General features: G+C 67.5%; 11 protein-coding genes and 1 pseudogene. 5 read left to right on the plus strand and 7 right to left on the minus strand.

The annotated features are described in order from the left end of the window. The first annotated feature begins 85 nt into the window (after positions 1-85). Both OXH60_06300 and OXH60_06305 read left to right on the plus strand, forming a co-directional pair. On the plus strand, positions 86-508 hold the full coding sequence (locus OXH60_06300; protein MDE0711729.1) for a hypothetical protein: 423 nt from the start codon (positions 86-88) through the stop codon (positions 506-508). A gap of 29 nt (positions 509-537) precedes the next feature. Then, positions 538-1,542: an adenosine kinase gene (locus tag OXH60_06305; protein ID MDE0711730.1), complete on the plus strand. Its 1,005-nt coding sequence runs from the start codon at positions 538-540 to the stop codon at positions 1,540-1,542. Between the two features lie 202 nt (positions 1,543-1,744). Here the strand turns inward: OXH60_06305 and OXH60_06310 are convergent, their stop codons facing one another. Then, a complete protein-coding gene (locus tag OXH60_06310) occupies positions 1,745-1,984 on the minus strand; it encodes a hypothetical protein (protein MDE0711731.1) in 240 nt (79 codons plus the stop codon). Between the two features lie 58 nt (positions 1,985-2,042). Further along, entirely contained in the window at positions 2,043-2,906 is an 864-nt protein-coding gene (locus OXH60_06315) for an MBL fold metallo-hydrolase (protein ID MDE0711732.1), read from the minus strand. 154 nt (positions 2,907-3,060) lie between these two features. Here OXH60_06315 and OXH60_06320 point away from each other — a divergent pair, with 154 nt between their 5' ends. The 3 genes and pseudogenes from OXH60_06320 to OXH60_06330 all read left to right on the plus strand — a co-directional run bounded on the left by OXH60_06320 (position 3,061) and on the right by OXH60_06330 (position 7,653). Beyond that, entirely contained in the window at positions 3,061-5,946 is a 2,886-nt protein-coding gene (locus OXH60_06320) for a molybdopterin oxidoreductase family protein (protein ID MDE0711733.1), read from the plus strand. After that, positions 5,943-6,584: pseudogene (locus OXH60_06325) on the plus strand (4Fe-4S dicluster domain-containing protein). Before OXH60_06320 ends, OXH60_06325 begins: the two are co-directional and overlap by 4 nt. A gap of 121 nt (positions 6,585-6,705) precedes the next feature. Next, the gene (locus OXH60_06330; GenBank protein MDE0711734.1) at positions 6,706-7,653 is read left to right on the plus strand and encodes a dimethyl sulfoxide reductase anchor subunit; all 948 of its coding nucleotides are present in this window, start codon (positions 6,706-6,708) and stop codon (positions 7,651-7,653) included. 110 nt (positions 7,654-7,763) lie between these two features. On the opposite strand, the gene OXH60_06335 is transcribed toward OXH60_06330, so the two are convergent. The 5 genes from OXH60_06335 to OXH60_06355 form a co-directional block, all read right to left on the minus strand. Beyond that, positions 7,764-8,648, minus strand: a complete 885-nt coding sequence (locus OXH60_06335; GenBank protein MDE0711735.1) for a DUF1989 domain-containing protein — start codon at positions 8,646-8,648, stop codon at positions 7,764-7,766. A 228-nt stretch (positions 8,649-8,876) separates the two neighbouring features. Beyond that, the gene (locus tag OXH60_06340; GenBank protein ID MDE0711736.1) at positions 8,877-9,665 is read right to left on the minus strand and encodes an ABC transporter ATP-binding protein; all 789 of its coding nucleotides are present in this window, start codon (positions 9,663-9,665) and stop codon (positions 8,877-8,879) included. Then, on the minus strand, positions 9,662-10,507 hold the full coding sequence (locus OXH60_06345; protein ID MDE0711737.1) for an ABC transporter ATP-binding protein: 846 nt from the start codon (positions 10,505-10,507) through the stop codon (positions 9,662-9,664). The genes OXH60_06340 and OXH60_06345 overlap by 4 nt, the downstream gene beginning before the upstream one ends. A 3-nt stretch (positions 10,508-10,510) precedes the next feature. Then, positions 10,511-11,410 carry an ABC transporter permease gene (locus OXH60_06350; GenBank protein MDE0711738.1) on the minus strand — a complete coding sequence of 300 codons (900 nt, stop codon included), beginning with the start codon at positions 11,408-11,410 and terminating at the stop codon, positions 10,511-10,513. Further along, positions 11,407-12,459, minus strand: coding sequence for an ABC transporter permease (locus tag OXH60_06355; protein MDE0711739.1), 1,053 nt, complete (start codon positions 12,457-12,459; stop codon positions 11,407-11,409). Before OXH60_06355 ends, OXH60_06350 begins: the two co-directional genes overlap by 4 nt. Between the last annotated feature and the right edge of the window lie 29 nt (positions 12,460-12,488).

The raw sequence follows: 12,488 nt of genomic DNA on the forward strand, positions 1-12,488 counted from the left end.
GCAAGTGGAAGCGTCCCCCGACCCGATCCGACTTTGCAAGCGTCCGTCGTTGTGGCAATACTCGTTACCACGCTCGGAGGGTGACATGGAATCACCGCGTCTGCAGGCATTCTTGATCTGTGACGACGCCCTCCGCGACAAGACAAGCGGTAAGATTCAGATTACCGGCGTATTCGACCACATTGCCGTCAAGGAGCTGCCCGCGGTGCACCGCCACGCCACGGTCTACGTCCGCTTGGTACTGCCGCAGCAGATGCAGGGGGTCGAGATGGGCCTTGCCATCGTGACCCCTTCCGGCAAACGCGCCACCACGGAGACGCACAGCTATAACGCCTCGCCGGGCGGGGTCGTGGAAAGCACATCCAATCTCTCCGAGATTCAGCTCCCGGAGACCGGCACCTACCGGTTCGAACTGCTAGTGAACGGCGAAACGCTGGCCGAATACGGCCTCGACGTGGTCCGGAACACTGCCATTGATGCAGTCCCGGTCGGCGCGACAATTCACTGACGACCGCTTCGGGAGCCGTCGCCCGCTCTATGGCCGCACCGGCCGCAACCCGGGATGTGGTCGCAATCGGCAACGCGATCATGGATCTGGTTGCCGACGTCGACGACGACTTCGTTGCGCAGCACGGTTTCGAACGCGGGCGCATGGTTCTCGGAAGCCAGCCGGACGCCCTGGCCGTTACCGCCAAGCTTCTGGCCGCCCGCCAGGTTGCGGGCGGCTCGGCCGCCAACACGGCGGTCGGCGTGGCGGCGCTTGGCGGCGCCGCCGCCTTCCTCGGAAGATGCGCTGACGACCCCATGGGGCGCGCGTTCCGGGACAGTCTGGAGGCAGCGGGGGTCGCGCACCCGATTGATTTTGGGCCGCCCGACCCACCAACCGGTCGATCGATCATTCTGGTGTCTCCTGACCACGAGCGCTCCATGATGACGTATCCGGGAGCGGCCGCGACCCTCGCCAGGGACCATCTGACTCCCGCGCACGTGACCGGTGGCGCCACGCTGTTCATCGAGGCTTACTTGTTCTATGCCGAGTGCACGGCGCAGGCGGCGCTGGCCGCGGCGGAATGGGGCGGCATGCACGGGAGCACGGTCGCGTTGTCGCTGTCCGACCCCAACTGCGTTGAACACAACCGGGAACAGCTGCTGAACCTGATCCGCTCCCGAGTCGACCTGCTGTTCGCCAACGAGGAAGAGGTCACGAGTCTCTATCGCATGCGCGACTTTCGTGAGGCTGCGGCCGCAGCCGCCGCGGACGTGCAGATCGCCTTCCTTACGCGCGGCGCCGCCGGCGCCATCGTCGCACACGACGGCCGCATCGATGTCGTGCCGGCTGCCGGCGTGCCCGGCGGCATCGAGGATCTCACCGGGGCCGGGGACCTGTTTGCGGCAGGAACCCTATTCGGACTTCAGCGCGGGCTGGAGCCGCCTCAGGCTGCGCGGGTCGGCGCCGTATGCGCAGCGGAAGTCATCAGCCATCACGGCGCACGTCCGGAAGCCGACCTGCAGAAATTCGTGGCTGAAGCGGGCTTGCTGTAAGCGAGACAAGGATCAGATCGCGCACTCCGGGCGCGTTCCGAGTCCCCTTACCGGCGGGTATGCGTCCCTTCCAGGCGTGCGTGTCGATGCCGGACGGTGCTCGAACTGGGGCCGCGGCGCTGGGCGACCAGGATTCCGCTATTGCGTTCCCGAATCCAGAAGGGTCGCGTCCCCGTGAAAGGCACTCACCAGTACGTTGACCTCACGGCCCTGCATCCATCATGTCTTCAAGGGCCGCATTGTCGGTCACATCCACTCCGGGCTGTACGCCCCGACCGCGAAATACCGGGATCGGCGGCGGATCGGATGGCGCGTGGGCCGGCCCGGCGAGGAATGCGCCAAGTGCCTGCTCGACGGTTGCCTTCAAGGTCGTTCGCCTAGCGGCAGCATGCGCCTTGGCTGCCCGCGAAAGTTCGTCGTTGATATCCAAAGTCATGCGCATGCGTAAATACATAGTTACCAATATGTTTCTTATGTAACCCGCCCCTTTCGGAAGCCGGTCACAACAGGTTGATCGGTAACTTCAGATAAGCGGTTCCGTTGCGCTCCGGCGGCGGCATGCGGCCGCCACGAATATTGACCTGCACGGCGGGCACCATCAGCCTCGGCACGGGAAGCCCGGCGTCCCTTTCCTGGCGAGTCGCCATAAACGTCTCGCGGCTGATCCCGTCGCGGCAATGGATATTGCTCCGACGCTGTTCCGCCACTGTGGACTCCCACGCAATCGCGCGCTGTCCCCCGGCCCCGTAGTCATGACACATGAACAACCGCGTTTCCGGCGGAAGCGCGAGTATCCGGCGCAGCGAGTCGTAGAGCTTCCTGACGGAGGCACCCGGGAAGTCGGCGCGTGCCGTGCCCGAGTCGGGCATGAACAACGTGTCGCCAACGAACGCCGCATCGCCGAAGACGTAGCAGGAACATGCTGGCGTGTGACCCGGGGTCGAGAGCACGCGCCCGGCGATGCTGCCGATCGAAATGGTCTCACCGTCAGCAAGCAAGCGGTCGAACTGCGTGCCGTCTGCGGCCACCTCGCGCTCGACGTTGAACAGCGCACCGAAGGTCCTCTGCACCTCGATCACGCCAGCGCCGATCCCGGTGCGTCCGCCGACCTTTCCCTGGAGGTAGTGCGCCGCAGAAAGATGGTCGGCATGGACATGGGTCTCGAGAATCCACTCGACGCTCAGGCCTTCGGTCTCCACAGCGGCAACCAGCTTGTCGGCTGAACCTGTCGTCGTCCGTCCCGCCTCCGGGTCGAAATCCAGAACCGAATCGACGATAGCGGCACGTTTCGTCTCCGGGTCGGAGACGACGTAGGAGATCGAATTGGTCGTGGGATCAAGAAACCCATCGACCTTAGCTCTCATCGAACCTGCCCGCTGAACGGTTTCGCCCGTCGCAAACTCTACAACAACCCCGGCACGCCTGGTCCCGGGTATTGCTGCTGCTCCGATTTGACCGCACTTCATCAACCCCCTATTCGTTCTGACCACTCACGCGCCGCGCAGACGGGAGTCCCGATTGCCAGCGAACCGCGACCGCGAGCGCGTCGACACCGCGCCGAAGATAAGCGACGAGGTCAAGGAAACCACCTGCTACATGTGCGCCTGCCGGTGCGGAGTGCGGGTGCATCTGCAGGACGGGCATATCCGCTATCTGGAGGGGAACCCGCGGCATCCGGTGAACCGCGGCGTCCTCTGCGCCAAGGGTTCGGCGGGCATCATGCAGCACAATTCGCCGGCCCGCCTGCGGAAACCGCTGCGGCGTGTCGGCCCGCGCGGCGAGGGCCGGTTCGAGGAAATCGAGTGGGAAGACGCGCTCGCGCTGGCAGTCGAATGGCTGGATACCATCCGCCGCTCCGATCCCAAGAAGCTCGCCTTCTTCACCGGACGGGATCAGAGTCAGGCGCTCACCGGCTGGTGGGCCAGCCAGTTCGGCACACCGAACCACGCCGCGCACGGGGGCTTCTGCTCGGTCAACATGGCGGCAGCCGGGATCTACACGATCGGCGGATCGTTCTGGGAGTTCGGCGAGCCCGATTGGGAACGCACTCGCCTGCTGCTCATGTTCGGGGTCGCCGAGGACCACGACTCCAATCCGATCAAGATCGGGCTCTCCAAGCTCAAGGCAAAAGGCGCGAAGTTCGTCTCCGTCAACCCGGTACGAACCGGCTACTCGGCGATCGCTGACGAATGGATCGGCATCCGCCCCGGTACCGACGGGCTGTTCGTACTCGCCCTCGTGCACGAGCTGCTGCGCGCCGGCCGCATCGATACCGAATTCCTGATCCGCTACACCAACGCGCCGTGGCTGGTGATCCGGGACGAAGGCGGTCCGGAGGACGGGCTGATCGCGCGCGACGGCGACGGCGCCCCGCTGTGCTGGGACCTGCGGGCCGAGGGGCTGTCATCGGCGCTCGCGCCCGACATCTCGCCGGCGTTGTCCGGCAGCTACCGCCTCCCCGACGGCCGCTCGGGAACGCCCGCGTTCGAACTCCTCGTGCGCCGCTACCAGCACGCCGAATTCGCGCCCGACGCCGTGGCCGACACGACCGGCGTGCCAGCCGCAACGATTCGGCGGATTGCCGCGGAGCTCACCGTCGCCGCGTTCGAGGAGACGGTGACGATCGAGCAGCCGTGGACGGACTGGGCCGGACGTCGGCACGAGCGGATGACCGGACGGCCGGTCGCCATGCATGCGATGCGCGGCATTTCCGCCCACTCCAACGGCTTCCATACCTGCCGGGCGATCCATCTCCTGCAGATGCTGCTGGGGACGGTCGATGTGCCGGGCGGCTTCCGCTACAAGCCGCCGTTTCCCAAACCCGCGCCGCCGGCGCTCAAGCCTGCGGGGAAACCCGGCGACATCGCGCCCGGTGCGCCGATGCCGGGACCGCCCCTGGGCTTCCCGTCCGGGCCCACCGACCTGCTGGTGAACGCGGACGGCAGTCCGGTCCGGATCGACAAGGCGTTCTCCTGGGAGGCGCCGCTCGCTGCCCACGGGATGCTGCACATGGTTCCCGCCAATGCCTGGAGCGGCGACCCCTATCCGATCGACACGCTGTTCATCTACATGGCGAACATGAGCTGGAACTCGGCGATGAACACCGCCGAAACCATGCACATGCTGACCGATCGGGACGAGGCCGGCCACTATCGCATTCCGCACATCATCTGCGCCGATGCCTACGCCTCCGAGATGGTGGCCTATTCCGACCTGGTGCTGCCGGACACCACCTATCTCGAGCGCTGGGACTGCATCTCGCTGCTCGACCGGCCAATCTCGAGCGCCGACGGCGCGGCTGACGCGATCCGCCACCCGGTGGTGCAGCCCGACCGGGACGTTCGACCCTTCCAGGACGTGCTGATCGACATCGGCACCCGGCTCGGCCTGCCGGGGCTGCTTCGGGACGACGGGTCGCCACGCTATCCCGGCGGCTACCCGGACTATCTGGTCAACCATCAGCGAGTGCCCGGTATCGGCAGCCTCGCCGGCTGGCGGGGCGTCGACGGCACCATGGAAGGCACCGGCGAGCCGAATCCGGAACAGCTGGAACGCTACGTGGAGGCCGGCAGCTTCTGGCAACAGCCGCTGGCGCCCGAAATGCGCTTCTTCAAACACGCCAACCGCGACTACCTGAACCACGCGGTCGCGATGGGCTGGATCGGTTCGCCGGACCAGATCCTCCTGCAGCTCTACTCGGAGCCCATGCAGCGCTTCCGCCTGGCCGCCCGGGGACACGGACAGGTTCTCCCGCCCGCCGAGCTGCGCGAGCGGATCGACCGCTATTTCGATCCGCTGCCGATCTGGTACCAGCCGTTCCACGAAGCCGCGACCGATGGCGACGCCTACCCGCTGCACGCACTGACTCAGCGACCGATGGCGATGTACCACTCCTGGGGGTCCATGAACGCCTGGCTCAGGCAAATCCATCCCTCGAACAGGCTCTACATCGGGCGGCGGCGAGCCGAATCGCTCGGGATCGAGGACGACAGCTGGGTCGATATCGTGAGCCCGCACGGGCGGGTCCGCGCGCGGGTCAAGCTGATGGAGGGAGTGAACGAGGACACGGTCTGGACCTGGAATGCGATCGGCAAGCGCGCCGGCACCTGGGCGCTTGCCGACGATGCCCCCGAAACCCGCGAGGGTTTCCTGCTCAACCACCTGATCCCCGAACGGCTGCCGCCGCTACCGAACGGCCACCGCCACGCCAATGCCGACCCGGTGACCGGGCAGGCGGCCTGGTACGACCTGCGCGTCCGGATTGAACCGGCCACGGATGGCGCGACTGCGAGCGCGCCCCGGTTCGATCCCCTGCCCCGGCCGCCGGGACTGGCGGCGCCGTCTTCCGTCCTGCGGTTCGGTGCCGGGTTTCGGCCCCGCCGCCCGGACGGTGCCGCACGATGACCTCGCTCCCCCGAGATCCGGGACCGAAGAAGCTCGGTCTGGTCATCGACCTCGATACCTGCGTCGGCTGCCATGCCTGCGCCGTCAGCTGCAAGGAGTGGAACACGGGCGGCGTCGCCGCCCCGCTCACGGACCTGGACCCCTACGGCGCCGATCCGGTCGGCGTCTGGTTCAATCGGGTCCACGCCTACGAGGCTGGCGATGGCATGGGGGGGCGGACGGTGCACTTTCCCCGCTCGTGCCTGCACTGCGACGAGCCCGCCTGTGTGACCGTCTGCCCGACCGGCGCCTCCTACAAGCGGGAGGAAGACGGGATCGTCCTGGTCGACGAGGACCTCTGCATCGGCTGCAAGCTGTGCTCCTGGGCCTGTCCATACGGGGCTCGGGAGTATGACCGCGACGCGGGCGTCATGAAGAAGTGCACGCTTTGCATCGATCGCATCTACAACGACAACCTGCCTGAGCCCGAGCGGGTGCCGGCGTGCGTGGCGGCATGCCCCACGTCGGCGCGCCATTTCGGCGACCTCGGCGATCCCGACTCTCCCATCTCGCGCCTGGTGGCCGAGCGCGGCGGCCGCGACCTGATGCCGGAACTGGGGTATCGGCCGGTCAACAAGTACCTGCCGCCGCGGCCGACGCACGGCGACACGGATGCCACCGAAGGCGGCGCGGGCCCGTTGCCGCCCGAGCCGGAATCCGACGATGGCGGCCGTTTCCTCCGCTGGCTCGACGCGACGCTGTCCCGCTAGGACGAAGCCCGTGCAACCCGCCTATTCGGTCATCTTCTTCACGTCGGCATCGGGGATGGGCTACGGCCTCCTGATCCTGCTGGGCGTCCTGACTCCGGCAGAGATGAGTCCGACCGACCGCGCATTTGGCCTGGTCTCCCTGGGCATTGCCCTCGGCGCCGTCACCTTCGGGCTCGTCTCGTCGATGTGGCACCTTGGCCACCCGGAGCGCGTGCTCCTCGCCTACACGCAATGGCGGTCGAGCTGGCTCTCCCGCGAGGGCGCGCTGGCGACCATGACCTACGTGCCGGCCGGGTTGTTCGCGATCGGTTGGGTAGGCTTCGGCGAGGTTGCCGGCTTCTGGGGTGTCTGCGGGCTCATGGCCGCCGCCCTGGCCGGCCTCACGGTCTATTCCACGGGCATGATCTACGCGTCGCTGCGGCCGATTGCTGCCTGGTGCAACCGGTGGGTCGTTCCGGTCTACCTCTCGCTCGCCCTCTTCACCGGCGCGCTTTGGCTCAATGCAACCCGCCTGCTCTTCGGCCAACCGGGCGCCGATGCCTCTCTGGTGGTGGTGGTGACGCTGCTGCTGTCGGTCTACCTCAAGTGGGCGTACTGGCGCTTTCTGGATGGCGCACGGGCCGATTCAACGCCCGAAACCGCAACCGGGCTGGGCTCGATCGGCAAGGTGCGCCTGCTGGATCCGCCGCGGACCCAGACGACCTACGTGACTCAGGAGATGGGCTACCGGGTCGCCCGCAGGCACGCGGCGAAGCTCAGGCGCTACGCGTCCGTGCTCCTGTTCGCACTGCCGTTCATGCTCACCCTGGCGACGGCGGCGACCAGCTCCTGGGTCGCGGCAGGCGCCGCCGTCGCCGCCGCTCTCTCGGGGTCGGTGGGGGTGGTCATCGAACGCTGGCTGTTCTTCGCGGAGGCAAAGCACGTCGTGACCCTCTATCACGGAGCCGAAGCTGCGTGAGGCGGTCCTGCGCGATGGAACCCCGGTGCACGGGGCGCTGAACCAGCCGGCCCCCGGGTCAGGCAGCCGCGCCGCCGCCATCCGATGACCGACGGCGAAACACCGGTCCGCTAGCCGGCATCCCGGTGCTGGTCGGTGACGCCGTGGCCGCTGTCGTACCCGCTGGGTTGAGCCGGCCGCCAGCCCGCTAGGTGGTCGTCCTGCGGCCGGAAGATCTCTACGCCCAGCGGATGGCAGATGGCGCGGCCACTCGAATGACCAACGCCGCAATCACCGCCGGGGCAGGTGGATAGCGCGGCCAACAGGTCGATCTCCGCGAACAGCTCGATGTAGTCGCCGACCCGCGCGGGGCTTGCCTTCATGAAGTACTGCTTGGTGTCGCGCCGGAAGCCGGTACACATGAACACGTTGACCACGTCGTGCACGTGCATCTCTGCCTCGCCCAGCGAGAGGCCCCGCGCCGCGGCCAGCGCTCGAGTCAGGTTCGAATGACAGCAGTAGTGGTAGTCCGCGCGCGTCAGGAGATGGTTCGTGTAGGGATCGCAGCGCGTCCCGATGACGTCATGGACGCCTGCTCCGAACTCGTCGATCCCGTACCAGTCAAGGGTATCGCGGGTAATTGTGGCCATCGGCCGCAGCCACGGCAGGTTGCTCCACAGGCGATCGCCGGTGCTGACGTGCGTGGCGTGGAGTGCCCGCGTCTTCCCGCTGTAGAAGCGTTCCGACAGGTCATCCGCGTTCCACAGGTTCAAGTCGCCCACCTGCGGGCCGTCCACGGCGATGATGCGGAAAAGGTGGCCGGCCGGCACGCGGAACGAGCGCGCGTCTCGAGGCGGCACGGTCAGCGCGTGCACCAGGGTCATGCCGCTGCGGACCGTCTCGTAGAACGTCCGGTCGTAGGGCGGCAGGCGGTCCAGCGGGTAGACCGTCACGGGCCTTACGGCGCGCCGCGCAGCTGCATCCGCCGGCTCGGGATGTTGCGCGGGATGCATCATCGCTTGTTCCTTCCAGCGGGGCGTTCACGCGTGCAGCCCGACCCTGAGAACCACCGATTCTCGGTGTCACAGTCGGTCCGCGACCGTGCCTCCCGCCTGCATGCCTGAAGCCATCGAACGTGTGCCGGCGGCCCGGACGGTCGGCGTCGGGGTCAGAGGATGCCTTGCCGGTCTCCAGTATGTGCGATCGCGCGTTCCGGTGCCGATGCCAGACCTGCATTCCCCGTTTCAGAATTCCGACGCGGCGGCCCGGTCGTAGCCCCGAGCGGCCCGGAGCAATTGCCGCGAATACGGGTGCTGCGGCGCCGCGGTCCGGAGCGCCGCCACATCGAGCGTCTCGACGACCTCGCCGGCGCGCATCACGACCAGCGCCTCGGCCATGTGGCTCACCACTGCGAGGTCGTGGCTCACCAGCACGAAGGTCAGCGCACGCTCACGTCGAAGCCGCTGCAGCAAGTTCAGGATCTCCGCCTGCACCGAAACGTCCAGGGCAGAGGTCGGCTCGTCCAGCAACACGACGTCCGGTTCGATGATCAATGCGCGGGCGATGGCGATGCGCTGCCGCTGGCCGCCAGAGAGCTGGTGCGGGTAACGGAATCGGAACGAGCCATCGAGTCCCACCGCGGTGAGCGCCTCGCCGATCCGGCTGTTGATCGAATCCAGGCCGTGGACCCGGGCGGGCTCGCCGAGGATCCGGTCAACGGTATGGCGCGGGTGGAGCGAGCCGTACGGATCCTGGAACACCATCTGCATCCGTCGACGAAGCGCGCGCGGGCGCACGGGCCTCAGCGATTCGCCGTGCATTCGCATCCGCCCGCGGACCTGCGCAGTGGGCGGCAGCACCCCGGCCAGCGCCCGCAGGACGGTGGTCTTGCCCGAACCGGATTCACCGACCAGCCCGAAGCTGCCGCCGGCCCTAACCGAGAAACCGGCGTCCCGCACCGCGCGGAACGCCCGCCTTCCCCGGCCGAACGCAACCTGCAGACCGGTGACCTCGATCGACACCGCCGGGTTCATCGGGCCCAGGCCGGATCACGGTGCAGGGTGGGCAGCTCGGCGCCATCGCCGTCCACCCGCGGCTGACAGGCGAGGAGGCCCCGCGTGTACGGATGCCGCGCCGCATGCAGCTCGGCGGCTCCGAGGGTTTCCACGACCCGGCCCGCATACATCACAAGAACCCGGTCGCAGAACGAAGCGACCAGGTTCAGGTCGTGGCTGATGAAGATCAGCGCGGCCCCCCGGCGCGCGAGCATGTCGTCGAGGAGCGCCAGCACCTGCAGCTGGACCGTGACATCGAGGGCCGAGGTCGGCTCGTCGGCGATGATGAGGTCGGGCTCGGGCACCATCATCATCGCAATCATGACCCGCTGGCCCATGCCGCCCGAAATCTCGTGCGGCCAGGCATCGAACACGTACCGCGGCTCCCGAATCCGCACCGCCTCCAGCATCGCGAGCGCCCGGTCATGCGCTTCGCGCCGGGATACCCCGGCGTGCACGCGAAAGGCCTCGACAATCTGCTCGCCGACCGTCATGACCGGGTTCAGCGAGAACTTGGGATCCTGCAGGATCATCGAGATCCGCCTGCCACGGAGCGCGCGCCGCTCCGCTTCGCCTGCGCGCAGGAGGTCCACGCCGTCGAAGGAGAGCTGCCGGGCGGACATGCGTCCGTTACGAGCCAAGAGGCCGAGCAGGGCGCGCCCAGTTTGCGATTTTCCCGACCCGGACTCGCCGACGATTCCCAGCTTTTCCCGGCCGAGCGTGAAGTCCACGTCCCGGACCGCGGCCACGGCCCCGCGCGGCGTGTCAAACGTCACGCTCAGTCCGTCGACGATCAGCAGCGGGTCGCGGTGCTCCTCCACCGCCTAGTCCCTGCTCTTCGGGTCCAGCACGTCGCGGAGCCCATCGCCCAGCAAGTTGAATCCGAGGCTGACCACCAGGATCGCTAGGCCGGGAAACGCCGGCACCCACCACTGATCCAGCAGGTACTCGCGCCCGAGAGCAATCATTGCTCCCCACTCAGGGGTCGGCGGCTGCGCCCCGAGGCCGAGAAAGCCCAGACCGGCGGCCGTCAGGATGATCCCCGCCATATCGAGCGTCAGGCGCACGACCACCGAGGAGATGCACATCGGCGCCACGTGGCTCACGATGATCCGCAGGTGCGGGATGCCCTGCGAGCGGGCGGCGAGGATGAAGTCGCTCTGGCGAAGCGTGAGCGCCTCGGCCCGAGCGATCCGGGCGTAGGGCGACCAGCTCGTGAGCGCGATGGCCAGCACCGCGTTCTCGAGCCCGGGTCCAAGGGCGGCCACGAAGGCCAGCGCCAGGATCAGCCGCGGGAACGCGAGAAAGACATCGGTCAGTCGCATCAGGGCGCTGTCGACCCAGCCGCCGACGTAACCCGCCACGACACCGATGGCGAGCCCGACCGGCACGACGATGACCGCGACCAGTCCCACAATGTAGAGCGTGATCCGGGACCCCCACATGACCCGGTCGAAGATGTCGCGGCCGAGCTCGTCGGTGCCGAACCAGTGGGCCAACCCGGGCGCGTGGAGCCGATCGCCGAGGTCAGGCGTGACGCCGGCCGAACCCGTGATCCACGGGGCGAGCAGGGCGCCGGCAACCAGCGTCGCGACGATCGCCAGACCGGCGACGGCGCTTCCGTTCTTGCGGAACACCAGCCAGGCAAGAAAGAAGCGCTGACATTGCGCCTGCCGCCGCGATTGCGGGATGTCGGTCAGGAGCCAGGCGCGAACGGCGCTCATCGCACCCTCGGGTCCACGAGGCCGTAGAGCAGATCGGAACCCATGTTGATCGCGACGAAGCACGTCCCGACGACGATGGTGCCGCCAAGCACCGCATTCATGTCGTTGTTGAAGAGCGAACTGGTGATGTACTGCCCGATACCGGGCCAGGCGAAGACCGTCTCGGTGAGCACGGAGCCCTCGAGCAGGGAAGCGTAGGTGAGACCCACGATCGTGATCAGCTGAACCAGCACGTTCCGAAAGGCGTGGCGCCAGATCACGGCGCTCTCCGGCACTCCCTTGACCCGCGCCGTAAGGATGTACTCCTGCCCCAGTTGCTCCAGCATGAAATGGCGGGTCATGCGGGCGAGATACGCGAACGAATGGATACCGAGAATGGCCGAGGGAAGAATGAGATGCCCGATGGCGTTGCGGAAGATGTCCCATTCACGCGCGAGGGCGGAATCCACCAGGATCAGGCCCGTCACCGGTTCCACCATGCCTTCATAGAAGATGTCGATACGTCCCGGCCCGGCCACCCAGCCCAGCTTTGCGTAGAACACGAAGAGCGCCAGCATGCCCAGCCAGAACACGGGCACGGAATAGCCGAACAGCCCGACGACACGAACCAGGTGGTCGGCCCACCGGCCCTGCCGGACTGCCGCCAGCACGCCCAGCGGCACGCCCGCGAAGACGCCGAGCAGCGTCGCGACGGTGGCGAGTTCCAGCGTGGCGGGAAAGAACCGCAGCAGGTCGTCGAGCACCGGCTGCGCTGTCATGATCGACACCCCGAGGTCGCCCGCGAAGAGCTGGCCGAGGTAGCGCAGGTACTGAACCAGCAACGGCTGGTCCAGGCCGAGTTCCCGGTAGACCGCGTCGTACACGTCCTGGTGGGCGCGATCGCCGACGATTGCCAGCACCGGGTCGGCCGGCATGACCCGGGCAATCACGAACGTCACGGCGGTGAGACCGACGAATGTCAGGACAAGGGACAGCGCCGTGCCGGCGATTCGGCGCGGTACATGTCCGAGAAGTGAGCTCCGGCCCTGCTGCAGCTGGCTTCCGATCATCGCCTCACGCGGCCCTCGAGGGTCCCCGG

It is taken from the genome of Rhodospirillales bacterium (genome assembly GCA_028824295.1).
GTDB lineage: Bacteria > Pseudomonadota > Alphaproteobacteria > TMED109 > TMED109 > VXPW01.